At 70.3% G+C, this 25,081-nt stretch carries 24 protein-coding genes and 1 pseudogene; 2 read left to right on the top strand and 23 right to left on the bottom strand.

Annotated features, from left to right (window positions below; genetic code table 11):
• The 17 genes from AB0I77_RS50360 to AB0I77_RS50280 form a co-directional block, all read right to left on the bottom strand.
• The coding region (locus AB0I77_RS50360; protein WP_363289737.1) for an AMP-binding protein at positions 1-1,131 on the bottom strand (1,131 nt) is incomplete at its 3' end.
• The gene (locus tag AB0I77_RS50355) at positions 1,131-1,892 is read right to left on the bottom strand and encodes a crotonase/enoyl-CoA hydratase family protein (RefSeq protein ID WP_363289736.1); all 762 of its coding nucleotides are present in this window, start codon (positions 1,890-1,892) and stop codon (positions 1,131-1,133) included. The genes AB0I77_RS50355 and AB0I77_RS50360, both read right to left, overlap by 1 nt.
• Complete coding sequence (locus AB0I77_RS50350; protein WP_363289735.1) at positions 1,889-2,995, bottom strand: MBL fold metallo-hydrolase; 1,107 nt, start codon at positions 2,993-2,995, stop codon at positions 1,889-1,891. Before AB0I77_RS50350 ends, AB0I77_RS50355 begins: the two co-directional genes overlap by 4 nt.
• Positions 2,996-3,062: 67 nt before the next feature.
• Positions 3,063-3,827, bottom strand: coding sequence for an SDR family NAD(P)-dependent oxidoreductase (locus tag AB0I77_RS50345; protein WP_363289734.1), 765 nt, complete (start codon positions 3,825-3,827; stop codon positions 3,063-3,065).
• Positions 3,828-3,849: 22 nt separating this feature from the next.
• A complete protein-coding gene (locus AB0I77_RS50340) occupies positions 3,850-4,995 on the bottom strand; it encodes an acyl-CoA dehydrogenase family protein (RefSeq protein ID WP_363289733.1) in 1,146 nt (381 codons plus the stop codon).
• A gap of 37 nt (positions 4,996-5,032) precedes the next feature.
• Positions 5,033-6,163 (bottom strand): acetyl-CoA C-acyltransferase, encoded by a 1,131-nt coding sequence (locus tag AB0I77_RS50335; RefSeq protein ID WP_363289732.1) that lies wholly within the window; start codon positions 6,161-6,163, stop codon positions 5,033-5,035.
• 160 nt (positions 6,164-6,323) lie between these two features.
• On the bottom strand, positions 6,324-7,580 hold the full coding sequence (locus AB0I77_RS50330) for an MFS transporter (protein WP_363289731.1): 1,257 nt from the start codon (positions 7,578-7,580) through the stop codon (positions 6,324-6,326).
• 103 nt (positions 7,581-7,683) lie between these two features.
• Positions 7,684-8,895, bottom strand: coding sequence for an acetyl-CoA C-acetyltransferase (locus tag AB0I77_RS50325; protein ID WP_363289730.1), 1,212 nt, complete (start codon positions 8,893-8,895; stop codon positions 7,684-7,686).
• Positions 8,888-9,835 (bottom strand): MaoC family dehydratase N-terminal domain-containing protein, encoded by a 948-nt coding sequence (locus AB0I77_RS50320; protein ID WP_363289729.1) that lies wholly within the window; start codon positions 9,833-9,835, stop codon positions 8,888-8,890. The genes AB0I77_RS50325 and AB0I77_RS50320 overlap by 8 nt, the downstream gene beginning before the upstream one ends.
• Positions 9,836-9,869: 34 nt before the next feature.
• Positions 9,870-10,610, bottom strand: a complete 741-nt coding sequence (gene fabG / locus AB0I77_RS50315; RefSeq protein ID WP_363289728.1) for a 3-oxoacyl-ACP reductase FabG — start codon at positions 10,608-10,610, stop codon at positions 9,870-9,872.
• 6 nt (positions 10,611-10,616) lie between these two features.
• The gene (locus AB0I77_RS50310; protein WP_363289727.1) at positions 10,617-11,789 is read right to left on the bottom strand and encodes an acyl-CoA dehydrogenase family protein; all 1,173 of its coding nucleotides are present in this window, start codon (positions 11,787-11,789) and stop codon (positions 10,617-10,619) included.
• On the bottom strand, positions 11,786-12,307 hold the full coding sequence (locus AB0I77_RS50305; RefSeq protein ID WP_363289726.1) for an aldolase/citrate lyase family protein: 522 nt from the start codon (positions 12,305-12,307) through the stop codon (positions 11,786-11,788). Before AB0I77_RS50305 ends, AB0I77_RS50310 begins: the two co-directional genes overlap by 4 nt.
• Entirely contained in the window at positions 12,304-13,566 is a 1,263-nt protein-coding gene (locus AB0I77_RS50300; protein ID WP_363289725.1) for a CoA transferase, read from the bottom strand. Before AB0I77_RS50300 ends, AB0I77_RS50305 begins: the two co-directional genes overlap by 4 nt.
• 6 nt (positions 13,567-13,572) lie before the next feature.
• Positions 13,573-14,346 (bottom strand): SDR family oxidoreductase, encoded by a 774-nt coding sequence (locus tag AB0I77_RS50295; protein WP_363289724.1) that lies wholly within the window; start codon positions 14,344-14,346, stop codon positions 13,573-13,575.
• 22 nt (positions 14,347-14,368) lie between these two features.
• On the bottom strand, positions 14,369-15,139 hold the full coding sequence (locus tag AB0I77_RS50290; RefSeq protein ID WP_363289723.1) for an enoyl-CoA hydratase/isomerase family protein: 771 nt from the start codon (positions 15,137-15,139) through the stop codon (positions 14,369-14,371).
• Complete coding sequence (locus tag AB0I77_RS50285; protein ID WP_363289722.1) at positions 15,136-16,284, bottom strand: acyl-CoA dehydrogenase family protein; 1,149 nt, start codon at positions 16,282-16,284, stop codon at positions 15,136-15,138. The genes AB0I77_RS50290 and AB0I77_RS50285 overlap by 4 nt, the downstream gene beginning before the upstream one ends.
• A 14-nt stretch (positions 16,285-16,298) precedes the next feature.
• Positions 16,299-18,005 carry an AMP-binding protein gene (locus tag AB0I77_RS50280; RefSeq protein ID WP_363289721.1) on the bottom strand — a complete coding sequence of 569 codons (1,707 nt, stop codon included), beginning with the start codon at positions 18,003-18,005 and terminating at the stop codon, positions 16,299-16,301.
• A 176-nt stretch (positions 18,006-18,181) separates the two neighbouring features.
• Here AB0I77_RS50280 and AB0I77_RS50275 point away from each other — a divergent pair, with 176 nt between their 5' ends.
• A complete protein-coding gene (locus AB0I77_RS50275) occupies positions 18,182-19,141 on the top strand; it encodes a LysR substrate-binding domain-containing protein (protein ID WP_363289720.1) in 960 nt (319 codons plus the stop codon).
• Here AB0I77_RS50275 and AB0I77_RS50270 read toward each other — a convergent pair.
• Positions 19,038-19,931, bottom strand: coding sequence for a LysR family transcriptional regulator (locus AB0I77_RS50270; protein ID WP_363289719.1), 894 nt, complete (start codon positions 19,929-19,931; stop codon positions 19,038-19,040). The genes AB0I77_RS50275 and AB0I77_RS50270 overlap by 104 nt on opposite strands.
• Positions 19,932-20,047: 116 nt before the next feature.
• Between AB0I77_RS50270 and AB0I77_RS50265 the strand changes: the two are divergent.
• A pseudogene (locus tag AB0I77_RS50265) lies at positions 20,048-20,430 on the top strand (MFS transporter); the annotation flags it as partial.
• Positions 20,431-20,449: 19 nt separating this feature from the next.
• Here AB0I77_RS50265 and AB0I77_RS50260 read toward each other — a convergent pair.
• From AB0I77_RS50260 to AB0I77_RS50240, 5 genes are all read right to left on the bottom strand, one after another.
• Entirely contained in the window at positions 20,450-20,971 is a 522-nt protein-coding gene (locus tag AB0I77_RS50260; RefSeq protein ID WP_363289718.1) for a MarR family transcriptional regulator, read from the bottom strand.
• A gap of 458 nt (positions 20,972-21,429) precedes the next feature.
• Entirely contained in the window at positions 21,430-22,614 is a 1,185-nt protein-coding gene (locus AB0I77_RS50255; RefSeq protein ID WP_363289717.1) for an FAD-dependent oxidoreductase, read from the bottom strand.
• Positions 22,611-22,808, bottom strand: coding sequence for a ferredoxin (locus AB0I77_RS50250; protein WP_363289716.1), 198 nt, complete (start codon positions 22,806-22,808; stop codon positions 22,611-22,613). The genes AB0I77_RS50255 and AB0I77_RS50250 overlap by 4 nt, the downstream gene beginning before the upstream one ends.
• Before the next feature lie 32 nt (positions 22,809-22,840).
• Entirely contained in the window at positions 22,841-24,070 is a 1,230-nt protein-coding gene (locus AB0I77_RS50245) for a cytochrome P450 (RefSeq protein WP_363289715.1), read from the bottom strand.
• 273 nt (positions 24,071-24,343) lie between these two features.
• Positions 24,344-25,066 (bottom strand): response regulator transcription factor, encoded by a 723-nt coding sequence (locus AB0I77_RS50240; protein WP_363289714.1) that lies wholly within the window; start codon positions 25,064-25,066, stop codon positions 24,344-24,346.
• Positions 25,067-25,081 lie beyond the last annotated feature (15 nt).

Genomic DNA, 25,081 nt, shown 5'->3' with positions numbered 1-25,081 from the left:
GTAGACGATCTCGCCGACCTCGCCCGGTGGGACGTCTTCACCTTTCGCGTCGACGACGCGGACCTCCGTGTTGAGCAACGGAGTCCCCACCGATCCGATCTTGCGGAGCGCGTCCTCGCTCTGCAGGATCGTCGTCACCGCGCAGGTCTCGGTCTGGCCGAACGTCGTGGTGATGTCGGCGTGGCCGAACAGTTCCACCATCCTCCGGAGCAAGGTCGTGGACGCGGGCGCGGCGCCCCAGGAGACCAGGCGCAGTGCCGACAGGTCCCGCTCGCGGATGTCCGGCAGGTCGCAGATCGCCTGCCACTGGGCGGGAACGAAGAAACAGCAGTTGACGCGCTCGCGCTCCAGCAGGTCCACCGTCGCCGCCGCGTCGAAGGCGACGGACCGGCCGAGCACCGTGCGCCCACCGACGAACATGCTGGTGGCCACGGACGCCAGGCCCGCGATGTGGAACATCGGGGTGGGGATCAGCCAGGTCCGGCAATCCGTGCGCAGTCCGACGTGCAGGGACTTGCTGACGGTCTGGACCAGCACGTTGTAGTGCGTGAGCACCGCTCCCTTGGGCCTGCCCGTGGTGCCGGAGGTGTACATGATGAACGCGGGCGCGTACAGATCCGCCGCCGACGGGAGGTGGTCCGGCGACGCCGCGCGCAACGCGTCCTCATAGGGCTCGGTGTCCGCGTAAGTGTCCGTGTGGGGCTCGTCTGTTCGGCCGACGACGAGGCAGGAGGCCGGTGTCCCCGCCCGCTTCCGGGCGTCGGCGAAGGTGCGGGCCAGCGGAGCGTCCACGACCGCGAGGCGCGCGCCGCTGTCGGCGAGCTGGTAGGCGATCTCGTCGGCGACGAGCCGGAAGTTCAGCGGGACGCAGATCGCGCCCGCTCTGGCGCACGCCAGGTATGTCTCCACGATCTCCAGGCCGTTGTAGGCCAGCACCGCGACCCGGTCGCCCGTCCCGACGCCACGCTCGGCCATGGCGTTCGCGAGCCTGCTGACGCGGTCGTCGAGCTGGCCGTAGGAGCGATGGGTCCCGTCGAACGTGAACGCCACGGCACCCGGAGTCATGCGCGCGTGCCGAGCGAGCTGGTCGCTGATCGTCATTCCCGCGAAGGAGTGGGGAAGCACCGTCATCACTGTCCCTTCCAGACCGGCGCCCGCTTCTCCGCGAAGGCCCGGGCCCCTTCCTTCGCGTCGGCGGAGGCCATGACCAGTTCCACCGCTTCCTTCTGTGCCGCGAACGCGTCGGCGCCGCCGTAGCCCACCGCCGCCGTGACGATCTGCTTCGAGACGCGGACCGCGAGCGGGCCGTTCGCCGCTATCCGGGCGGCCAGCTTCCTGGCTCCCGCCAGGGCGTCGCCCGGCTCGGTGAGGACGTTGACCAGCCCGTGCGTGTGGGCGACCGCCGCGGTGAGCGGTTCGCCGGTGAGCACGACCTGCATGGCCAGCTGGTACGGCAGCGCCCTGGGCAACCGCAACAGCCCGCCGCCCGCCGCGACCAGGCCCCGCCGCACCTCCGGCAGACCGAACTTCGCGTCCGTGGCGGCGACGACCAGGTCGGCGGCGAGGGCGAGCTCGCAGCCGCCGGCGAGCGCCCAGCCTTCGACGGCGGCGATCAGCGGTTTACTCGGGGGCCGCTCGGTCACGCCGGCGAAGCCGCGGCCCGGCAGGGAGGGGCGTTCGCCGCGGGCGAAGGCCTTGAGGTCCATGCCCGCGCAGAAGGTGCCGCCCGCGCCGGTGAGGATTCCCACGACGAGATCGGGGCGGGATTCGAACTCGTCCATCGCGGCGGCGAGTTCCTTCGCCACCTGGAGATCGACCGCGTTGCGCGCGGCCGGGCGGTTGATGGTGATGACCGCGACACCGTTGTCGCATTCGGTCAGGACTGTGCTCACCTCGGGAACTCCTTGACTGTCGTCCGCTGAACCAGAAGGGGGCCGTCGGACGCCGGGCCGGGGTACCAGCGGGCCACCGGATCACCGGTCTCCGGATCACCGGTCTCCCGCAGGCGCCCGTGCTCGGCGAGGACGACCAGATGGGCGAGGATCTCGCGCAGCGCCAGCCGCTGCGAGGGCTGCGGCATCCGCTTAAAGGGCCGGGACCAGGTCAGCCGCTCGGTCACCTGCCACGCCGTGATCCCGGGGGCGGCCCCGACCGCGTGCTCGATCTCCGCGAGCCGGTCGTCGTGATGCCGCAGCATCGTGTGCACCCGCTCGCGCAGCCCGCGAAACCGCCACTCGTGGGCGGGCAGGACCTCGTCGACGTCGAGATCGGCGATCTTGCGCAGGGACGCGGTGTAGCTGCCCAGCGGATCCGGCAGGAGACCGGGCGAGAGCAAAATCGTCGGGGTGACCCGAGGCAGCACGTGGTCGCCGCTGAGCAGCAGGCCCAGGTCGCGCTCGACGAAACACAGGTGGCCGGGGGTGTGGCCCGGCGTCCACACCGCGTGCAGGTTCCATCCCGGCAGCTCGACCCGGTCGCCGTCGCACACGACGTCGTCGGCTCCGTCGCTCTCGTCGAAGCGGACCAGCGGAACCGAGTGCTGCCCGGCGTAGAGGGCGCTGGGGCAGCCGGTCCGGCGCAACTGATCCCGTGAGGTGTGCGCGTGGTCCTGCTCGTCGGCGCTGCTGCGGTGCTGGAGCAGCCGGGCGTCGGTGGGGTGCATGGCGACGCGTGCGGCGGAAGCGGCCCGGACCCTGCCGACGAGGCCGAAGTGGTCGGGGTGCAGGTGAGTGACCAGGACCGTCCGTACGTCGGAGACTCGGTAGCCGGCTGTCGCCAGCCCGGACACCAGCCCCTCCCACGCCTCGTCGCAGTCCCACCCCGCGTCGACGATCGCGACCCCGTCCTCCAGTGCGAACGCGTACACCAGCACGTACTGAAGGGGGTTGCGCGGGAAGGGCACCGGGATCGACCAGAGGCCGGGCCGCACCTCCTCGACGGGCGGCAGGACACCCTGCTGCCAGGCTCGCTGTTGCCGGACTCCGGTCACTTCCACCGGTACCTGCCTCCTCGTCGAGTGTGGGGCGAGTGTGGGGATCGAGCGCACCCCGCGCTCCCGCGGGTCACCGCGGTGCCATACGGATGGCGCCGTCCAGGCGGATCGTCTCCCCGTTGAGGTAGGGGTTCTCCAGGATCTGGCAGGTCAGCAGCCCGAACTCGTCGGGGCGGCCGAGGCGGTGGGGGTTGGGTACCGACGCCGCCAGCGACTCCCGGACGTCCTCGCGCAGCCTGCCGAGCAGCGGGGTGTCGATGATCCCGGGCGCGATCGTGCAGACGCGGATCGCACGGCTCGCCAGGTCGCGGGCCGCGGTCAGGGTCATTCCGACGATGCCGGCCTTGGCCGCGGTGTAGTTGATCTGGCCGATCTGGCCTTCGTACGCGGCGACCGAGGCCGTCATCACGATCGCACCGCGCTCGCCGTCGGTCTCGCCCTGCCGGGCGATCCTGGCGGCACCGAGGCGCAGTGCGTTGAAGGAGCCGATGAGGTTGAGCCGGATGACGAACTCGAAGTCCTCCAGTGATCCGGGATTTCCCTCCTTGTCGAGCAGCCGCATCCTGCGTCCCGCGCCCGCGCAGTGCACGAGCGCGCGCAGCCCGCTCCGTTCGTCGGCGGCGTCCAGCGCCGCGCCGAACTGCTCGGCGTCGGTGACGTCGGCCGGGACGAACCGCGCCGCTTCTCCGAGTTCGTGGGCCGCCTGCTTGCCCTCGGAGCCGGGCAGGTCGATCAGCGTGACCAGTCCGCCGGCCTCGACCAGGCGCCGCGCGGTGGCCAGGCCCAGCCCCGACCCGCCGCCGGTGATGGCGGTCGAGAGTCCTTCCAAACGCATATCCGCTACCTTTCCCGCCTGTTCACAGGCCGAGGGACTTGGCGATGATGGTCTTGAGCACCTCGGTGGTGCCGCCGTAGATCCGGGTCACGCGGGCGTCCGCGTACAGCCGCGCGATGGGGTACTCGCGCATGTAGCCGTAGCCGCCGAACAGTTGCAGGCAGCGGTCGACCACTCGGCCCTGAAGTTCGGTGCAGAAGATCTTGAGCTTGGCCGCGTCCGCTCCGGACAGTTCCCCGGCGTCGTGGGCGAGCAGGGCGCGATCCAGCATCGCCCGGCCCGCCTCTGTCTCCGCCACGCAGGCGGCGAGTTCGAACTTGGTGTTCTGGAAGGCCGCCACCGGCTTGCCGAAGACCTGCCGCTCCTTGACGTGGTCCACGGTGGTCGCGATGGCCGCCTCGGCGGCGGCGACGGCCGTGACCGAGATGTGCAACCGCTCCTGCGGCAGGTTCCCGGCCAGGTAGCGGAACGCCTTGCCTTCCTCACCGAGCAGGTTCGCCACCGGCACCTCGACGTCGTCGAAGAACAACTCCGCGGTGTCCTGGACCTTCAGGCCGATCTTGTCCAGCGTCCGGCCGCGTGTGAAGCCCGGCATGTCGCGCTCGACGACCAGCAGCGACAGCCCGTCCCTGCGGTCGTCGGTGTGCGCGGTGCGGGCGACCACGATCACCAGATCGGCGTTGACGCCACCGGTGATGAAGGTCTTGGCACCGTTGAGGACGTAGTGGTCACCGCGGCGCCGTGCGGTGGTGGCCATCCCGGCGAGGTCCGATCCGGTGCCCGGCTCGGTCATGGCGATGGCGCTCAACAGCGCTCCGCTCGCCATGCCCGGCAGCCAGCGCCGCTTCTGCTCGCTGTTCGCACAGGACATGAAATAGGGCAGCACCACATTGGTGTGCACGCTCAGCCCGCCGAAGTGCACATGGGCACGGGCGGTCTCCTCCAGCCAGACCGCGTTGAACAGAAAACTCCGCGCGCCTCCCCCGCCGTACTCCTCCGGAATCTGTAGGCCGGGCACGCCCAACTCGCCCAGTTCCAGGAAGAATTCACGCGGGACCAGCCCGGCCTCCTCCCATTGGGGGAAGTGCGGAACGACCTTCTTGGCCAGGAACTCGCGGGCCACCGCCCGGAAGTTCTCGTGCTCCTCGGTGTAGCTGGTGCCGTGCACCTCGTACCTCGTCTCCCATTCGCGCGAAGGTGTGCTCTCAGAGCAGTTCGAGAATGGTGGCGTTCGCCATCCCGCCCGCCTCGCACATCGTCTGCAGCCCGTAGCGGATTTTGTTGTCCCGCATGTGATGCACCAGCCGCGTCATGAGGATCGCGCCCGAGCCGCCCAGCGGATGCCCGACCGCGATGGCGCCTCCGAGCGGGTTGAGCCGCTGCGGCTTCGCGCCCGTTTCGGCGAGCCAGGCCAGGGGAACCGGCGCGAACGCCTCGTTCACCTCGAACGCGCCGATGTCGTCGATACCGAGGCCGGATGTGCGCAATGCCTTGGCGGTGGCCTCGATCGGCGCGGTGAGCATCATGACGGGGTCGTCGCCCGCGAGCACCGCGGTGTGCACCCGCGCGAGGGGGACGAGTCCGCGATTCCTCGCCTGCTCGCTCGAAGTGATCAGCAGCGCGCCGGCGCCGTCGGAGATCTGGGACGAGTTGCCCGCGTGGATGACACCGTCCTGGCGGAACACCGTCTTGAGCCCGGCCAAGGTCTCCAGGGACCCTCCGCGTCGCACCCCTTCGTCGGCACGCAGCCCGCCGGCGGGCGCGAGCTGGGCGTCCAGGACACCGGCGTCGATCGCGGCGGCGGCCAACTCGTGCGAACGCAGTGAGAATTCGTCGAGCTGAGTGCGGGAAAGGCGCCATTTCTCGGCGATCAGCTCGGCGCCGGTGCCCTGACTGAACCCCTCGACGCCGTAACGCTCCAGCACGGTGGGCGGGTTGGGCCGGCCACCTTGTCCTGCGCGGCCCATCGGCACCCTGCTCATGGACTCCACACCGCCCGCGACCGCGAAGTCGTACTGGCCCGCGATCACGCCCGCGGCGGCGAAGTGGACCGACTGCTGGCTGGACCCGCACGCACGGTTCACCGTGGTCGCGGGCACGCTCTGCGGCCAGCCCGCCGCCAGCACGGCCGTCCGTCCGACGTTGACTGCCTGGTCTCCGACCTGGCTCACACAGCCCCACACCACGTCGTCGATCTCGTCCGGCCGGATCCCGGTGCGTTCCGCCAGCGACGTCAGGACGTGCGCCGACAAATCGGCAGGGTGAATGCCGGCGAGTGCACCATTGCGCTTGCCGACCGGGGTGCGCACCGCGTCGACTATGACGGCATCGTTCATTGCTTGGCCTCCTGACTCAGGAAATGCGTCCGTATTCAACACGTCCGTCTCGAATACATGCGTCTCGAATACGTCCGTCTCGAATACGTCCGTCTTGAATCAACCACGCGCGGGCTCAGCCGGACAAAGACCAGGTGATTATCGAAGTGTTCGGCGCTGCCTATGCCTTGACCGCCGCGCCGAGCAGCCGGCGCGCATCGCGTTCGGGATTCACCGTGAGCAGTGCGATCAACGCCGTTACGGCCGCGACGATGCCGAACACCTGGAACGCGGTCGCGTAGCCCTCGGCGGGCGAACTCGACGCGTCCACGATCACCCCGGTCAGGTACGGCGCGACCAGACCGCCCAGTGACATCAGCGCGAGGAACACGCCGAGCGTGCCCGCCAGTTGTCCCGGCGGGCAGATCTCCGAGACGGCCGCGTTCAGGAGGGGGAAGATCATGGACCCGATCCCGTAGCCCAGGGACACCACCACGACCACGAGGACCGGGACGCCGATCAACGGCAGCATCACCATGGCCAGCCCGCAGACCAGCAGGCCGACACCGGGCAGGACACCCCGCGCGGCCCGGGAGCTGGTTCCCCGGGCGAGCAGCTTGTCGCTGATGTAGGACGACACCATCAACGAGACCAGGGAGACGATGCTGGGCAGGGCGAACATGGTGCCCGCCTGCACCTGGCTGTAGCCGAGCCCGACCTCGAAATAGGACGGCAGCCAGGTGAGGACGACGGTCACCAGTGCGTACATGGCGAACATCGCCGTCGCGCCGCCCAGGAACGTCGGAGTCCGGAAGATCTTGCCCCAGGGCACCGTCGGCTGCTCCGCGTCCGTGACCGGGGCGCTCGACTGCGAGCCCTTCGCGTACGGGCCTTCCTTCCACGTGGCCAGCCACAGACCGCACCAGGCCACGCCGGTCACCGCCAGGACGACGAAGGCGGGCCGCCAGCCCCAGGCGGCGATGACGAGCGCGAGAAGCGGCGCTACGGCGATCTTGGCGATGGACGAACCGGCGGTGATCCAGGCGCCGGGAAGGCCACGCTTGTGAGGCGGGTGCCACGAGTAGACGGCGGTGTACGCCAGCGCCGACACCGGCCCTTCGGCGAAGCCCAGCACGAGCCTGCTCACCAGCAGGACCGCGAAGCTCGCCACCGCGAGGATCGGCAGCATGGTCGCCGCCCACACCAGGGAAAGCAGGGGCAGGATCCAGCGAACGGTCATGAACTTGTTGAGCGGACCGGCGAAGAAGCCACCGATGGTGAACGTCAGGAAGAAACCGCTGCCCACCAACCCGATTTGAGAAGACGTCAGACCGAACTCCTTGGCCAGTGGCTGGGCCACCAGCCCGAGGATCGCCTTGTCGCTCCAGTTCACGATGTAGAGGACGACCACAATGGCGGTCAGGCTCCATGCCTGCACCCGCGACTCGTTCTGTCCTCCGACTGAGGACTTACGAGAGGCTTTGAGGCTTGTCGAAGTCACGTCATTGTCCTTTCGACTTGAGGGACGAAGACCGACACGGTCATGCCGTCACCCGCTCGAAGACCGCGGCCAGCCCCTGGCCGCCGCCGATGCACATGGTCTCCAGGCCGTACCGGGCGTCCCGGCGACGCAGCTCCCGGGACAACGTCGCGAGCATCCGCACACCGGTCGCCCCGACCGGATGCCCCAGTGAGATACCGGAGCCATGGACGTTCGTGCGCTCCAGGTCCTCGTCACCGAACTTCCACTCCCGCATGACCGCGAGCGTCTGAACCGCGAACGCCTCGTTCAGCTCGATCAGGTCCATGTCGTTCAGGCAGAGGCCGGCGCGGTTCAGGGCGGCCTCCGTGGCGGGGACCGGGCCGATCCCCATCGTCTTCGGAGCGACCCCCGCGACACCCCACGAGACGAGGCGGACCAGTGGCCGCAGTCCGAGCTGTTCGGCGCGCTCGGGTGTGGTGACGATGCACATGGCGGCCGCGTCGTTCTGGCCGCTGGCGTTGCCCGCCGTGACCGTGGCGTCCGGGTCGGAATCGAGCAGGAGCGGCTTGAGCCCGCCCAGCGACTCCAACGAGGTGTCGGCGCGCGGATGTTCATCGGTGTCGATCACGACGTCACCGCTTCTGGTCCTGACCGTGGTCGGAACGATCTCTTCGGCCAGGATCCCGTCGGACTGCGCCTTGACCGCCCGCCGGTGGGACGCGAGAGCGAGTTCGTCCTGTTCCTCGCGGGTGATCGCGTACTCACGGCGGAGGTTCTCGGCTGTCTCCAGCATGCCGCCGGGCACAGGATGGTTTCTCCCGCCTGCCGTTGCCCGGGCGCGCACGAGACCGTCGTGCATCGTGATGCCGTTCTTCGCGCCCCACCGCATGTCGACCGAGTAGAACGCGGCGTTGCTCATGCTCTCGGTGCCGCCCGCGACGACGACCTCCTGGACGCCGGTCTGCACCTGCATCGCGGCGTGGACGACGGCTTGCAGACCGGAGCCGCACCGGCGGTCGATGTGCAGACCGGGGACGGTGACGGGAAGGCCGGCGTCGAGCGCGACGACCCGGCCGATCGCCGGCGCCTCGCTGTTCGCGTTGCAGTGGCCGAGGACGACGTCCTCGATCGCCTCGGGCGCGATGCCGGTGCGCTCGATGAGTCCCTTGAGGGCGGTCACCCCGAGGTCGACTGCCGTCAGGCTCTTGAACATCCCGCCGTAGCGGCCTATCGGCGTACGGACGGGCTCGCAGATGACCGCTTCACGCATGGCCGGGGGTGCCTTCCTCGCGGGGATCGAAGTCGATCGTCAAGGTGCTGTGGGGTGTGTGGGGTGCGGGCTCGGCTGCGCCGGAATGCGGTCCGAAGAGACCCAGGGTGATCGCATCCGCGGCGTCCTCGGGGTTCTCGGTGTCCTGGGTCCGTCGGAGCTGAGCGGACTGGCCGCAGAACAGCGGTTTCCGGCTTCGGTGCCGTATGCGTACGACCCTCGCCCGATGCCCTTCCAGCGGGAGAACCTCGGCGAGGGCGAGCGCCATCAAGGGCCCGTGCACCACCAGGCCGGGATATCCCTCGCTCCGGGTGGCGTACGGCCAGTCGTAGTGGATCCGGTGAGGGTTCGACGTCGCCGCGCTGAACCGCATCAACAGAGTCGGGTCGGTGGCGAAATGCCAGGCCCACTCCCCGGCTCGGGCGAAGGGAGCACCTGCGGGGGCCAGGCCGGCCGCCGGCTTGGCCGGGATCTCGGCGGACGTGACGGCTGAGGAGTCCCGGTAGACGATGTCCTGTCTCTCCTCGATCGCGAGCCGGTCGTCCTCGTCGTACAGCCTGGTCGCCACGACCACGACGACCAGCCGGCCCGAGCGTCCGGACTTCTCGGTGACCGATTCCACGGACGCCTCCCGGCGGACCGTGCTCCCCACCGTGAGCGGGGCGTGGAAGGCGACGTCGCCCCCTGCGAACATCCGTCTCGGCAGCTCCACCGGAGGCAGGAACGAGCCGCGTGCCGGATGACCGTCGACGCCGAGCGCGGACGAGACCGGCCAGCGTGGGAGTGCCACCCAGTGCCAGAGCGGTGGCAGGGGGTCTCCCGGACCGATCGCGGGCGTGCCGTCGTCGAACAGAGCGGACAGCGTCGCCACGGGGTGGGGGTCGACCGTCTCTGTGGTGGTGACAGTGTGCGGTTCCCAGCTCATGGATTCTTGGCTCATGGACTCCCGGCTCATGGATTCTTGGCTCATCGATCTACATGAACCTTCCGCCGGTCACTTCCAGCACCGTTCCGGTCATGTAGGAGGACAGGTCGGAGGCCAGGAACAGCGCGACGGAGGCCACCTCGCGCACCTCGCCGGCGCGCCGCATGGGGATCTCGGCCATCTTCTGGTCCCACGCCTTCTGCGGCATCGCCTCCGTCATCGCGCTGCGGATCAGGCCGGGCTGGATGGCGTTGACCCGCACTCCGTGGTGCGCCAGTTCCTTGGCGGCGGCCTTGGAGAGGCCGACGATGCCGGCCTTGGCGGCGGAGTAGTTGGTCTGGCCGACCATGCCGACCTTCCCGGACAGGGAGGAGATGTTCACGATCGCGCCGCTCTTCTGCTCGCGCATGATCGCGGCAGCCTTGCGCGTGCCGTTCCAGGTGCCCTTGAGGTGTACGTCGATGACCTGGTCGAACTGCTCCTCGGTCATCGTCCGCATCGTCGCGTCACGGGTGATCCCGGCGTTGTTGACCATGATGTCCAGCGAACCGAACGCCTCCAGCGCCACCTGGAGCAGCGCGTCCACCTCGGACGAGCTCGTGATGTCGCACCGCACCGCTCGGGCCACCCCAGGGCCGCCGAGTTCCTTGGCCGCCACCTCGGCGGCAGCCAGGTTCAGGTCACCGAGGACGACCCGCGCACCTTCCTTGACGAACAGCTCCGCGATCGCGCGACCGATGCCATGTGCACCGCCGGTGATGACCGCGGTCTTGTCGGCTATCAGCGCCATGAGTGATCAACTTCCCTCATTCGTCCGGTGGTTCTTGTCCCGTGCGATCAACTGCGCCGCGATCACGTTGCGCTGGATTTCGTTGGTGCCCTCGCCGAGGATCATCAGGGGGGCGTCGCGGAAGTACCGCTCGACGTCGAACTCCTTGGAGAAGCCGTATCCGCCGTGCACGCGCATCGCGTCCAGCGCCACCTCCATCGCGGCCTCGGAGGCGAACAGCTTGGCCATGCCGGCCTCCATGTCCGCGCGGCTTCCCTCGTCGAGCCGCTGCGCCGCGTCGACCGTCATCAGCCGCGCCGCCCGGACCTTGGTCGCCATGTCGGCCAGCAGGTTGCCCACCGACTGGTGCTTCCAGATCGGCTTGCCGAACGACTCCCGCTCCTGCGCGTACTTGACCGCGTCGTCGAGCGCGGCCTGTGCCACGCCGACCGCACGGGCGGCCACCTGGATCCTGCCGACCTCGAGTCCGCGCATCATGTGCGCCCACCCCTGGTTCGGCTCGCCACCGAGGACGGCGGACGCGGGGACTCTCATCCCGTCGAAGACCAGCTCGCACGCCTCGACCCCGCGATATCCGAGCTTGGGCAGGTTCTTCGAGATGAGCAGGCCGTCACCGGGCTCGACGAGGATCACGCTCATGCCCTGGTGCGCGGGGGCCGCGTTCCGGTCGGTCACACACAACAGGCCGATCAGGCCCGAGTGGCGTGCGTTGGAGATCCAGGTCTTGGATCCCGTGATCGTCAGGTCGTCGCCTTCGGTGACCGCGTAGGTGCGCATCGCCTGGAGGTCGCTGCCGCCGCCCGGCTCGGTGAGCGCCATCGTCGCCCGGATCGTGCCGTCCGCCATCGACGGCAGGTAGGTGCTGCGCTGCTCCGGGGTGCCGAAGGTCTTGATCAGGTAGGTGATCACCGAATGGCCGCCGATCGCGCCGGCGAGGCTCATCCAGCCACGAGCCAGTTCCTCGGTCACCCGGGCGAAGCAGGCCGTGCTGACGTCCGCACCGCCGTACTGCGCGGGCACCAGCAGGCCGAAGAACCCCAGCTTCTTCATCTCCTCGATGAACTCGGCGGGGTACTTGTCCACCGACTCGTACTCCCGCACCCGGGGCCGCACCCGCTGGTCGACGAATTCGCCGACCAGCGCGACGATGTCCCGCTCGTCATCGGTCAGTGCAGTCATCGCTGTCCTCCGCTGTCCCTGTCCACCGCTGCGCGCTGTGTGCGGCCGGCTGTTCGCAGAATCCGCTGGGCCCGGTCCGCCACGGGCTTGTCCACCATCCGTCCCTCGTGGACGGCGACGCCATGCGTTTCGGCGGCTTCGACCACCGACCGCGCCCACCGCACCTCCTCGTCGGTGGGGCGCAGCGCTTCCTCGGCCACCGGGACCTGGCGGGGGTGGATGCACAGCTTTCCGGTGAAGCCGAGCCGGCGGGCGTACCGGACGTCGCCGCGCACCGACTCGGTGTCGTGCACGGCGCCCGTGACACCGTCGACCGGCGGGGCGATGTCCGCGGCGGCCAGCCACTCGACCGCGTGTGCCCGGGCAGCGGCCTTCTGTGCGGCGGGCACCGCGTCCTCGAGATCGAGGACGACGAGCCCGGGTGCCGACTCGTGTGCCTTGGCGAATCGCTCCGGGCGGTTCCCTGGCACGAACAGCAGTGTCCGCGCGTCCCGGACCTGCTCGATGACGGGAGTCACGCCACGGACCGCTCGTTGTCGTGCGTCCGGATGACGCCGGTCTCGCTCAGCATCGCGAGGTCGCTCTCGCCCAGCCCGAGTTCGGCGCGCAGAACCTCGTCGGTGTGCTGGCCCACCAGCGGCGACACGCCGGGCGGCGACTGCTCCCCGTCCATCACCACGGGCGATCCGGGCGCCCAGTGGCTGCCGACTCCCGGCTGCCGGACCTGCGCCATCAGCGGGCTCTCCCGCAGCAGACGCGCACCGTCGGCAGCGAGATCGGTGAAGCTCCGGTACGTCGACCACAGGATCCTGGTCGCACGCAGCGCGGACTCCGCCTCGGCGAGGGTACGGGTCTCGAACCAGCCCGCGAGCAGCTCACCGAGTACCTTCCGGTGCCGGAAGCGTTGCTCCTCCTCGGCGAAGTCCACCCCGAGCGCGGACGCCAGCGCGGACACCACCTCGGTGAGACCGGTCGCGGCGAGGAGGCTTTGCCAGTGCCCCGGAGTGAGCGCCACGACCATCAGCCGCCCACCGTCGGCGGTCGTGAAGTCACGGCCGAAGCTGCCGTAGACGTAGTTGCCGCCACGTTCCCGCGGTGTGCCGCTCAGTTGCGCCTCGGCGAGGTAGCCGAGGTTTCCGGCGGTCGCCAGGGCGACGTCCTCGAGCGCGACCCGCACCTGCTGCCCCTCCCCCGTCAGCAGCCGGTGCCGTTCCGCGGCCAGCAGCCCGACCGCCAGGTAGAGCCCGGCCGCGACGTCCCACGCGGGCATCAGGTGGTTCACGGGCTGCGCCGAGTTCTCCGGGCCGGTCAGCTGGGGGAATCCGGTGGCCGCCTGAACGGTGTAGTCCACCGCGGTCGAGCCGTCCCGGCGACCGGTGAGCAGCACGTGGATCAGGTCGGGGCGGCGCGCACGCAACGCCTCGAACGTCAGGTCCGGGTGCCGCTCGGAATTACTGATCACCATTCCGCCGCGGCGTCCGCCGCTGACGATCAGGTCGCCGACGAGCCGGCGTCCCCGCTCGTCGGACAGGTCCACCTCGATGGCGCGCTTGCCCTTGTTGAGCCCCGACCAGTACAGGCTCGTCCCGCTGTCGGCCAGCGGCCATCGAGTGCGGTCGGCGGCGCCGTCGAGCGGTTCGATCCGGATCACGTCGGCGCCCAGCTGGGCCAGGGTCAGCCCGCTCAGCGGGGCCGCCACATAACTCGAGATCTCGATGATCCGCATGCCCCGCAGTGGCCGGGACCGCCGGGCGTCCTCCGCACGGAGCCTGTGCATGGCGTGTCACAGCCTTCCGAGCGAGCGGCCGCCGTCGAGCACGAGTTCCGTCCCCGTCATATAGCTCGCGTAGTCGCTCAGGAGGAAGCTCGCCACCTGGGCGATCTCCTCCCGGGTGGCGAGCCGGCCCAGGGGGACGGAGCCCACCGCCTGGTCGAAGTCCTCCTGCGTCCGGTGGAGAACCTCGACGCCGGCGGTCCCTTCGGTCATCCCGGGAATGAGGACGTTGACCCGGACGCCGTACGGCCCCCAGGCCACCCCGAGGGACTTGGTCATCGCGCGCACACCGGCCTTGGCGCTCGCGGAGTGGACCGTGTCCGGGCCGCCCTGCTTCGACATCGTCGAGCCGATGTTGAGGATCGACCCGCCGCTGCCGCGTTCGATCATGTGCCTGCCCACGGTCTGCGTGCAGTGCCAGGTACCGTCCAGGACGATGTCGACGACCGCGTTCCAGGCGTTGGGCGACATCCGCTCCGGCGCCACCCGGAAGTTGCCCGCGGCGTTGTTGACGAGGTGGTCGACGTGGCCGAAGTCGGTCGTCACCGAGTCGATCACCGCCTCGACGCGGGACCGGTCGCGGATGTCCACCTCGTAGCCCTTGGCCGTGCCGCCCGCGGCGTTGATGTCCGCGCAGACGGCGTCCAGCTTGTCCCTGGTGCGGCCCAGAACGGCGATGCTCGCGCCGAGACGGGCGAGTTCCCGGCCGATCGCCTCCCCGATGCCCGATCCGCCGCCCGTGACGACGGCTACCCGGCCGTCGAACGTGCCCTGCTGCAACATGAGTTCTCCTGAGGAATGCGGTTCAGCCGGTGAAGGTCGGCGTACGACGATCCAGGAACGCGGCACGTCGTTCGGCGAAGTCGTCGCCGGCCAGCAGCTCGGCCTGTACCTCGGCCTCGGCGGCGAGGATCGACTCGAGGTCCTGTCGTTCCTGGGCGAAGATCCGCTTGGTCCCCGCCACCATGGCGGGCGACGCCGCGGCGAGCTGTCCGGCCCGCTCCATGGCCCGGCCCATGACCTCCTCGCCCGGCACGACCTCGCTCACCAGACCCATCCGGTGGGCCTGATCGGCGGTCAGCTCGTCCGCGAAAAGGATGAGTTCCTTGGCGCGGCCAGGTCCGACCCGCTGGGACAGGCTCCAGGACAGACCGGTGTCGGCGGTCAGTCCGATCTTGGCGAACGAGGCCACGAACCTGGCGTCCTCGGCAGCGACCACGTAGTCGCTCGCGGCGGCGAGCGACAGTCCGAGCCCGAACGCACCGCCTTCGACGGCGGCGATCACCGGTTTCGGGCAGTGGACCAGAGCGCGCGCGATGTCGTTGATCACCGCCAGCCGCGCCCGTGCGACCTCGGGGTCCTGTGACATCGACCGGATGTCGCCGCCCGCGCAGAACACACCGTGGGCTCCGGTGAGCACCACGGCCCGGCAGGTGTGGTCGTTCTCCGCCTCCGACAGTGCGGCCCGCAGCGCCCGCCGGTCGTCGAGGTCCAGGGCGTTGCGGCGGCCCGGCCGGTTCAGGGTGAGCGTCCGGACGGGGCCGTCCTGAGCGACGAGTACGGCGTGGTCCGTCATCGGCCCGCCCCCTTGAGCATCTGCTTGGCGATGATGACCTTCTGCACCTCGCTGGTGCCCTCGTACAGGCGGAAGAGGCGGGCGTCCCGGTAGAACCGCTCGACCGCGACCGTCCGCATGTATCCGAGGCCGCCGTGGATCTGGACGGCGCGGTCGGCCACCCGGTCGACCATTTCGGAGCAGAAGAGCTTCGCGCACGACGGCGCCATGCGGCGGTCGCTGCCGTCGTCGTACGCCTTCGCCGCTTCCAGCACCATCCCGCGGCCGGCGAGGAGTTCGCTCTGCGAGTCCGCGAGCATCGCCTGCACCTGCTGGAACTCGGCGACGGGGCGACCGCCCTGCCGGCTGACCGCGGCATGGTTGACGCTCTCTTCGACGAGCCGCTGGGCCAGCCCGACGCAGACGGCCGCGATGTGCAGCCGGCCACGTGCCAGCGAGCGCATGGCGGCCGAGAAGCCCTCGCCTTCCACTGCGCCGATCAGCGCGGATTCGGGTACGAGGACGTCGTCGAGGAACACCTCCGCGGTGTGCGCGCCGCGCTGTCCCATCTTCTCGTCCTTGGGGCCGACGGTGAGTCCCTCGCTGCCGGACTCGACCGCGAAGACGGAGATGCCCTTGGTGCCCTCGGTGTCGGCGTTCGTCCGGGCGAAGACCATGAACAGGTCGGCGCGGGTCGCGTTGGTGATGAACCGCTTCTGGCCGTTGAGCAGATACCCGCCGTCGACCCGAACCGCGCGGGTGCGCAGGCCGCTCGGGTCCGAGCCGGCCTCGGCCTCGGTCAGGGCGAACGAGGCGATCGTGTCGCCGGCGGCCAGCCCCGGCAGGTACCGCTGCTTCTGCTCGTCGGTGCCGAAGTTCACCAGCACCTGGCCGGCGATGCCGTTGTTGGTCCCGAACATGGAGCGGAAGGCCGGTGCGGTGTAGCCGACCTCCATGGCCAGTTGGACGTCCTCGGTCATCGAGAAGCCGAGTCCGCCGTACTCCTCGGGCAGCGCGTAGCCGAAGAGCCCCATCTGCGCCGCCTGCGCCCGGAGGGCCTCAGGTATCTCGTCGGTCTTCTCGATCACGTCCTCGGCCGGCACGACCTCCTTGCGCACGAAGGTCCTGATCGCGTTCAGTACGGCCTCGAAATCCGCGGCTTCCATGGTTGTCTCCGTTCTCACGAAAGGTCTGCGGCCGGCCGGCCGTCCTGTTCGATCCGTGCGCGCAGTTCGGCCTTGAGGATCTTTCCGGCAGCCGTGGTGGGCAGCGTGCCGACGACGTGGACGGCACGGACCTTCTTGTACGGAAGGACCCGTTCGGCGACGTACGCCATGACGTCGTCGGGGTCGACGGCCGCGCCGGGCCGCGGCACGACGAAGGCGACCGGCTCCTGCCCGACGCGGGCGACGGACCGGCCGACGACGGCCGCCGCCCCCACGTCCGGGTGGCTGTGCAGGACGTCCTCGAGTTCGCGCGGATACACGTTGTAGCCCTTGTAGATCAGCATCTCCTTCGCGCGGCCGGAGATGAAGACGAAGCCGCCCTCGTCGACGTAGCCGAGGTCTCCCGTGCGCAGCCAGCCGTCGACGAACTGCTCGGCGGTGGCTTCCGGTTGGTTCAGGTAACCCGCCGTGACCTGCGGGCCTCGCACCCACAGCTCACCGACCTCGTTCGGTCCGAGCGCGGCCCGGCCGCCGATGACGGGCCGGGCCTCCACCGTGGTGTCGACGACCGGCAGGCCGACGCTGCCGGGTTCGCGCCGGGCGCTGGGCAGCAGCGGTCCGGCGGTGACCAGGCACGTCCCCTCGGTGAGTCCGTATCCTTCGCTGACCACCGCGGCCGGGAAGGCCGTTTCGAGGGCTTGGAGGGTGGCCGGGTCGATCGGGGCCGCTCCCGAGGAGATCCCCCGGACCGAGGACAGGTCACGGTCGCTCAGCTCGGAGCTGTCCAGCAGTGCGTGCCACATGGCCGGGCTGCCGGTGACGTACGTGGCGCGGTGGCGCTCGATGGCTTCGAGCAGGCGCTCGGGCGAGAAGCGTCCGGTGAGCACGAGGGTGGTCCCGCACAGCAGCAGGAAGGTCATGTTGATGAGCGCATGCGCGTGGAACAGCGGTGACACGACCACCGTGACCGCGTTTCCGGGCCGCAATGCCGCGTCGTGCAGACCGGCGATCGGGCGCAGCCGGAGATCGCCGTCCTCGGCGGTGGTGACCAGGTGGGCGGCGCGCCAGGCGGTCATCTGCGTGACGTTGGCGACCACGTTGCGGTGCAGGACGCGGACGCCCTTCGAGACTCCGGTGGTGCCACCCGTGTAGGCGATGTGGGCCACGCCGCCCGCGGCGGCGGTGCACTTCGGCGGGACGACGGCCCGGCCCGCGGTGAAGTCCGCGAGGGTGACCACACCGTCGTCGGCCAAAGGATGCTCGGCGGACGGCGCACAGGCACTCGGCGGGACGACCACGACCGTCCGCAGGGCCGATCCCGCACCGGCCACCAGCAGCGTGTCGACGTGGGCGGGATGGCTGACGGCGAGGGCCGCGCCGGTGTCGAGGAGTTGGGTGCGCAGAGCCGGCGCCGGCTGCAAGGGGTTGGCCGGCGACACGGTCGCCCCGGCGAGCAGCGCGCCGTAGTAGGCGACCGGGAACCACGCGCTGTTGGACAGGTGCAGGAGGACGACGTCACCGTCCCGGACGCCGGCGTCGCGCACGCCATGGGCGAACGCGGCGGCCCGCTCGTGCAGTTGGGCGAAGGTGAGCCGCTCCTCGCCGTCGACGACGGCCACCCGGTCGCCGTACAGCTCCGCTGCGGCGGTGCACAGTTCTCCCAACGTCAGCTCGGGGTAGTCGAGCGAAGTCGGCATTGACTTCGGCCAGTACGAGTTCACAGCACGGCTCCTTCCGGCCCCCTGGCGGCCGTGTACCGGTACACCTGACTGCACCACTCGCGGGCGGGGGCGCACAAAGACCAGTGCGTGTACGGATCTATCGCCGAGACCTATGAGCGCAGGTCCGAGCCGTCTGATCCGGCAGGGGGCGGAGGGAGGTGACGTATCGTTCCAGCATGGATCTGCGGCTCGTCGCCTACTTCGTCGCGGTCGTCGACCACGGCAGCGTCACCAAGGCCGCGCAGGCGCTCTACATCGCGCAGCCGTCGCTGTCTCAGGCGATCCGCAGCCTGGAGCGCCAGCTCGGCGTCCAGTTGTTCGACCGGTCCGGCCGCCGGCTGACCTTGACGGCCGATGGACGGTCGTTCTCCGGGCCGGCGCGGCAGATCCTGGCCGATGTCGAGCGGGCGCGGAACAAGGTGCACGCTGTCCGGGACTTGGTCACCGGACGCCTCGAGATCGCGGTCCGGTCGACGCTGTCCGCCGATCCGCTGCCGGAACTGACCAGCAGGCTGCACCGGTTGCACCCGGGCGTCCTGCTCACCGTTCTCGATCCCGGCAGCTCATCCGGTGTCGTGAGCCAGGTCCGGCAGGGGAAGGCCGAACTGGGGCTGACGGACTTCCCGGTGAAGAGCGATACCTTGCGGACCCGCGAACTCTGGGACCAGGAGATCGCCCTCGTCCTGCCGCCGGACCTGGCCGCCGGGCTTCCCGACCCCGTTCCGCTCGAAGCGCTCAAGGAGATTCCTCTGGTGCTCGAGTCCTCGGGATCGGGCAGCCGAGCCGCGATCGACGAGGCGGTGGACCCGGCCATCGGCCGCGTGGCCGTCGAATGCGCGCACCGGCAGGCGATCTGGGAGCTGGTCATGCACGGAGGAGGCGCCACGTTCCTTCCCCGGCAGGTCGCGGAGAGCGAGCTGCGCAACGTGGTGGTGCGCTCGATGGTGCCCCAGATCCGGCGTCCGATGGGTCTCGTGTTCCGCCCCGGGCCGCTCTCCCCCGCCGCCACGGCGTTCTTGAACGCCGCCGAGGTCATGCGCCGGGAGCGCTCACACTCGCCCGGGCCAGTTCCACGAACGCCCGGCCCGCCGGAGACAGCGCGGCAGAGTCGTAGACCAGTCCGTACGCCCGACTGATCCTCGGCTCGACGGACCGCGCGATGGCCCCCCGGGCCACGGCCGCCTCGGCCATCGACCGCTCGAGGAACGTGGCACCTACCCCGGCGAGGACGAAGGGCAGCCGGGCCTCGCGGTGTTCCACCACGACGGACGGGCTGAGAGTACGCCCCGCCGCCGCGACCGCGTGTTCGATCTCGCCGGCCGCCGAGCTGCCTCGGGGCACGATCACCTGCGGGATGTCGGGCAGTGCGGACAGCGGCAACGGGTCGTCCGCGGGCACCTGTGCGCCGGGCGGCAGGACCAGCCAGTACTCCTGCATCCCGAGCTCGCAGACGTCCAGGCCGGCCCGATCCGTCATCGGCAGATGACACACCGCGATCTCGCAGTGTCCCTCCCTGATCAGGGAGGCCGCCACCGCCTCGTCGCGCAGGTCTCCGATCCGGATGAGGACTTCCGGGAACTCCTTGCGGAAGGCGCCGACCAGGCGGGCCACCGGATCCGCCGACAGTGCGGGCATGGCGTACACGTCCAGCCGCCCTCGGGATCTTCCGGTCGCGTCGACGAGTGAGCCTTCCGCGGCGACCACATCACGAAGGATGCGGCGCGCGGGCCCCACCAGACTGTGGCCTGCGGAGGTGAGCACCATGCCGCGACCGATGCGATGGAACAACGGGACGCCGAGCTCGCGCTCGAGTCCCTGGATGGCCTGCGAGATGGTCGGTTGAGCGAGATTGAGCGCGGTGGCCGCCGCGTTGATGCCCGTGTGGTCGACGACCGCGAGGAAGTACTCGATCTGGTGCAGGTCCACGGGCCGACTGTATCCCCGTCCGCGTGTACCCGAAGGCACGGTGGAAGACGTCGATGAACGCGCTAGCGGAGGACCAGCCGCAGCGGTGGCGCTGCGCGTGCTCTACGCCGGGGGTGCGGTGGTCGTACGCGTTGACCGTGCTCGCCGTCACCGGAGTGGTGCTGGTCCCCGGCCCGCCGGTGTATCTGTTCGTCGCGCTCACCTCGGCCGGTCTGTAGGTCCCCTTCTCGCCGCACATCACGCTCGGGCAGGACTTCCTGCCCCGGCACATGGGCACGGCGAGCGGTGTGACCTTGGGCCTGACGGTGAGCGTCGGCGGTCTCGCCACGCCGGCCCTCTGGGCCTGGCCGACGCCACGTCGCTGCGGACCGCTCTGGTGCCGCTCGTGGCCCTGCCCGTCCTGGGCCGGCTCCTGCTGTGCGGTCTGCGGGAGTCCGACCCGCACGGGGAGGCGGCACCGGCTCGCCGGGAACCTCGCCGCCGTGCGACGGCGAGGTGAGGTGAGGTGACCGTGAGGGTCAGGTGGTACTGGCCGGTGCCGCGGGCTGCTGCTCGGCCTCGTCGTCGACGGCGTGGGACAGGAAGTCGTCGACCATGCGGTGGAAGAGGCCCGCGAGCTGGCGCAGTTCCTCCGGCTCCCACTCCGCCAGGGCCAGCTGCATTCCACGGGCGCCGGCGTCCCGGATCCGGGCGATGGCCTGCTTGCCGGTGTCGGTGAGCTGGATGCGCTGGGCGCGGCGGTCGTGGGGGTCGGGGACGCGCGTGACGTACCCGGATTTCTGGAGCTGCTGCACCGTGCGGGTGACGTGCGAGGCCTCCACGCCCAGCCGGGCGGCGAGCTCTCCCGGGCGCAACGGCTCGGAGTCGGCGACCTGACGCAGCAACGCCACGGCGGCACGGTCCAGCGGCACTTCGGCCAGGGCCATCAGCCGGTCGTGCTGCCGGGCGCGGGTGCTCAGGTAGGTGATGCGGGTGAGTGCCCGTTCGATCTCGATGACTTCCGGGGACGCGGGAACGTCGGGCAGCGGTTGTGTGGACATACGAAACAGTTTACCATCTTGTTGCGTAACTCAAGTAATTTACCGCGGGCGCGCATACCAGGGATGCGCCCCGCGAGGCCACGGAGCGAAACAGTCGAGCACATGGGCCGTGCCGACCATGTTCACCTCGAAGTTCGTCCGCGCCGAGGCGATGGCGGCGCAGACGCCCGCCGTGTGCACGACGGCCGCCAACCGCCCTTCGCCCGCGGCGGTCCCGGCGAGCTTTGCACCGACGCGCGCTCGCTCACGTCGATCACCATGCCCCGCGCGTCGTATCCCTCGGCACACAACGCGGCGACGGTCCGGCCGAGTTGACCGCGTGAGGCATCAGCCGGGAAGAGCATACGGCCGCTGCCGAGCCGGCTCGCGACCGCCGTTCCGATGCCCCCGCCCCGGTGACGACGACCACATCACGGCGTGTGTCGATCGACCGGCCCACCATGGACAACCTCCTCGGTTCAGACCCCGGTCGCCGGGGCCCCGGTGCGCACGGCCTCGCTCCAGGCCGCGCCCGCCGCGATCGCCTGCCGCCACGGCCGGATGGCCTTGGGCGGCATCCCGACGGCGAGGGCACCGCTCAACCGCTCGCCGGTGCGGTACGCGGCGACGAACCGGCGCTCCGCGAGGTCGCCGTCCACCACGGTGACCTCGTCGTGGCCCCGCAGGAAGCCGTACGCCTGGATCTTCATGTCGTACTGGTCGGACCAGAAGTAGGGCACCGGCGCGAACGGCTTGCGCGCCTGGGGGTTGAGCAGGTTGCGGGCGGCGGCCATGCCCTGCTCGGCCGCGTTGGTGCGGTGTTCGATCCGCATCGCCGTGCCGAACAGCGGGTTGTACCAGCGGGCGATGTCACCGGCCGCGTACACGTTCCGCGCGGCCTCGCAGAACTCGTCGCACACGACGCCGTCGCCCACGGACAGGCCGCTGCCGTCGAGCCATTCGGTGTTCGGCAGCGAGCCGATCGCGACCAGCACCTCGTCGGCTTCGACCACCTCGCCGTCCGCGAGCCGGACGCCGTCCTCGGTCACCTCGGTCACGGTGACCCCGCAGCGCAGGTCCACGCCCCGGTCCACATGGGCCTGGGCGAGCACCTGTCCGACCTCCGCGCCGACGGCGTGGGCCAGGGGAACGGGGGCGGGTTCGAGGAGCGTCACGCGCGCCCCGAGGCGCCAGGCCACGGCGGCGGCCTCCGCCCCGAGGAAACCGGCGCCCACCACGGCCAGCCGCTGTCCCGGCGTGAGCCGCTCCCGCAGCGTCAGGGCGTCGTCGAGGGTGCGCAGCACATGCGCGCCCTCGCCGGGCAGCCGGCGCGGCCGGACCCCGGTGGCCACGATCAGCCCGTCGTACGGCACTTCGCAGCCGTCCGACAACTCGACGGTGCGGTCGGCCAGTTCGAGTCCGGTCGCCGCCACGCCCAGCCGCAGGTCGAGGCCGAGCGCGGCCAGGTCGCCGGAGGTGCGCAGCGCCAACCGGTCGGCGTCCCACTCCGCGGCCAGCAACTGCTTGGACAGCGGCGGCCGGTCGTACGGGGCCTGCGCCTCGGCGCCGACGAGGGTGAGCGTGCCGTCGTAGCCCTCGCGGCGCAGCGTCTCGGCCGCCGCGAGCCCGGCGGCCGAGGCACCGACGACGACGATGTGCCTCACTGATCCACCAGCCGGATGGCGGCGGCCGGACAGATCGCCACGGCCTCGCGCACGTCGTCGAGGGAGTCCGCCGGGGGTTCCTCCTCCAGCAGGAAGGCGATGCCGTCTTCCTCGCGCTGGTCGAAAACGTCGGGCGCGGCCATCACGCACTGCCCCGAGGCGACGCACTTCGGCTCGTCCAGTTCCACACGCATGGTCTTCTCCTTGCTCGGTTTCTGTGGGGGGTTCACCAGGTGACGGGCAGTTCGTAGACGCCGTAGACCGACCCGTCGTGCTTGAACGGCAGGCTGTCCACCTCGGCGGCCGGCCGCAGGGTGGGGATGCGGCGGTAGAGGGTGCTGTAGACGACCTGGAGCTCCATGCGGGCCAGCGGCTGGCCCAGGCACTGGTGCACGCCGAAGCCGAAGGCGACGTGGCGGCGGGCGTCGCGGGTGAGGTCGAGCCGGTCCGGGTCGGGGAAGGCCTTCGGGTCCCGGTTGGCGATGTCGTTCGGCATGATGACGCCCTCGCCGGCCCGGATCACCTGTCCGGCGATCTCGATGTCCGCCAGGACCGCCCGGCGCCGGCCGCCGTGCACGATGCTCAGGTAGCGCAGCAGCTCCTCCACGGCCGAGGCGACGAGCTTGGGGTCGTCGGTGTCGCGCAACAACGCGAATTGTTCCGGGTGTTCGAGGAGCGCGAGCGTGCCGAGGGCGATCATGTTGGCGGTGGTCTCGTGGCCGGCCAGGAGCAGCAGTACGCCGATCTGGGCGACGTCCTGCCGGGACAGCTCACCCGACTCGACCCGCTCCACGAGCCCGGAGAGCAGGTCGTCTCCGGGATGGGCCACCTTCTCGCCCATCAGCTCGTCGAGGTAGCCGAGCAGCTTCCCGTGGGCGGCCATCCGGTCCTCGATGGCCGCTTCCCGGGTGATGAGGATCTTGCTGTTCTCCTGGAAGAAGTCGTGGTCCTCGTACGGCACTCCGAGCAGCCGGCAGATCACCAGCGAGGGCACCGGGAGGGCGAAGGCCTGCACCAGGTCGACGGGACCGCCGACGGCGAGCATGTCGTCGATCAGGTCGTCCACGATCTTCTGCACGCCGGGCCTGAGCGCCTCGACCCGTTTCACCGCGAACGGCGCCGTCACCATGCGGCGCAGACGGGCGTGCTCCGGGTCGTCCATGAGGATGAAGCTGATGTTGTTCTTGCCGTTGCTGGGGGCCTGGAGCGGATATCCGGGGCTGGTGATGTCGGCGCTGACCCGGGGATCGAGAAGCAGGGCACGCTGGTCCTCGTAGCGGGTCACCAGCCACGGCGTACTGCCGTCCCAGAGACGGACCTTGACGAGCCGGCCCTCGTCCTGCTGGGCCTGGAGCGCGGGGGGCGGATCGAAGGGGCAGCCCGTCGCCCTGGCCATCGGGAACTCGGGGACCGGACCCGCGCTTTCGGGCGCGGTACCGGTCAGAGTGTCAGCCATGGTTCTCCTCGGTGTGGGGGGCTCCGCCCGGAGGGCGGAACGCCGGGGTGAAGTCATCGACGCCGTGATGAACTCATGCAAACAGAGCGGGCTGACGCCTTCCCGTCAGTTTCCTGACAGAAAGCTGACGTGACCCGGATCACATTGCGTGCCCGGGTCGGTAAATGACCTGACGGATAAGGGAGTTGTAAGCGAATGACTGCCCTCGATGTCCACGGCGACACCAGCCGTCGGCACATCCCCCGGCGGCATCTCGCGTTTGCTCCCGGCGCGTCAGGGTTCGACGTCGGCGTGGCCCAGCCAGTAGCCGAAGCCCCGACGGGTGTGCACCAGTACGGGCGCGTCCCGGTCCACCTTGCGCCGCAGCCGCGAGACGAGCTGCTCGATGGCGTTGCCGCCGCGGAAGTCGCCCCAGACGTACCGGCTGATCTGCTCCTTGGACAGCACCTGGTGCGCGTTGACCAGGAGATGGCGCAGCAGTCGGTACTCGGCGGGCGTGAGGTCGAGGTGCCGTGTCCCGCGGCGCGCCTCGCACAGGGTGTCGTCCAGGACCAGGTCGCGGTAGCTCAGCACACCCGCTCGCGGCCGGCCGGGGCTCGGTCCGCGCAGCAGGACCTGGACCCGGGCCAGGACCTCGGCGACGCGGAAGGGCTTGGTGACGTAGTCCCGCTCCCCCAGGCCGAGTTCGGGCACGAGCTGGTCGAGGGAGTCGTAGGCGGTCAGCAGAAGCACCGGCGGGCGATGGGCGACCACCGGCCGCTCCCGGCCGAGGCGCACCAGGTCCGGCAGCGTCGCGTCGACGACCAGCAGGTCGTATCGGGCCTGAGAGAGCCGCGCCAGCGCCTCGGTCCCGGTGCCGACCACGCTGATCCGGTAGCCCGCCAGTTCCAGTGTGGTGGAGAGCAGTTCGGCGACGTCCGGCTCACCGGCGACGACCAGGAGGTGCTGGCCGGCCCCACGGGCGAGTGCCGGTTTCTCACGGGTGCTGCCGTACATGCGCCTCACCCTACC

Origin of the sequence: Streptomyces sp. NPDC050619 (genome assembly GCF_040654815.1) — a bacterium.
Classification (GTDB): Bacteria; Actinomycetota; Actinomycetes; order Streptomycetales; family Streptomycetaceae; genus Streptomyces.
The sequence above is the reverse complement of the archived record's forward strand: the minus strand, read 5'-3'. Positions and strand labels throughout refer to the sequence as shown.

Excerpts from the sequence above, each read along its gene's own strand:
- AB0I77_RS50275 (WP_363289720.1), top strand. The coding sequence starts at position 18,182 with ATGGATCTGCGGCTCGTCGCCTACTTCGTCGCGGTCGTCGACCACGGC.
- AB0I77_RS50345 (WP_363289734.1), bottom strand. The coding sequence starts at position 3,827 with ATGCGTTTGGAAGGACTCTCGACCGCCATCACCGGCGGCGGGTCGGGG.
- AB0I77_RS50290 (WP_363289723.1), bottom strand. The coding sequence starts at position 15,139 with ATGACGGACCACGCCGTACTCGTCGCTCAGGACGGCCCCGTCCGGACG.
- AB0I77_RS50245 (WP_363289715.1), bottom strand. The coding sequence starts at position 24,070 with ATGGCTGACACTCTGACCGGTACCGCGCCCGAAAGCGCGGGTCCGGTC.
- AB0I77_RS50325 (WP_363289730.1), bottom strand. The coding sequence starts at position 8,895 with ATGCGTGAAGCGGTCATCTGCGAGCCCGTCCGTACGCCGATAGGCCGC.
- AB0I77_RS50320 (WP_363289729.1), bottom strand. The coding sequence starts at position 9,835 with ATGAGCCAAGAATCCATGAGCTGGGAACCGCACACTGTCACCACCACA.
- AB0I77_RS50300 (WP_363289725.1), bottom strand. The coding sequence starts at position 13,566 with ATGCACAGGCTCCGTGCGGAGGACGCCCGGCGGTCCCGGCCACTGCGG.
- AB0I77_RS50240 (WP_363289714.1), bottom strand. The coding sequence starts at position 25,066 with ATGTACGGCAGCACCCGTGAGAAACCGGCACTCGCCCGTGGGGCCGGC.
- AB0I77_RS50295 (WP_363289724.1), bottom strand. The coding sequence starts at position 14,346 with ATGTTGCAGCAGGGCACGTTCGACGGCCGGGTAGCCGTCGTCACGGGC.
- AB0I77_RS50310 (WP_363289727.1), bottom strand. The coding sequence starts at position 11,789 with ATGACTGCACTGACCGATGACGAGCGGGACATCGTCGCGCTGGTCGGC.
- fabG (WP_363289728.1), bottom strand. The coding sequence starts at position 10,610 with ATGGCGCTGATAGCCGACAAGACCGCGGTCATCACCGGCGGTGCACAT.
- AB0I77_RS50260 (WP_363289718.1), bottom strand. The coding sequence starts at position 20,971 with ATGTCCACACAACCGCTGCCCGACGTTCCCGCGTCCCCGGAAGTCATC.
- AB0I77_RS50250 (WP_363289716.1), bottom strand. The coding sequence starts at position 22,808 with ATGCGTGTGGAACTGGACGAGCCGAAGTGCGTCGCCTCGGGGCAGTGC.
- AB0I77_RS50335 (WP_363289732.1), bottom strand. The coding sequence starts at position 6,163 with ATGAACGATGCCGTCATAGTCGACGCGGTGCGCACCCCGGTCGGCAAG.
- AB0I77_RS50285 (WP_363289722.1), bottom strand. The coding sequence starts at position 16,284 with ATGGAAGCCGCGGATTTCGAGGCCGTACTGAACGCGATCAGGACCTTC.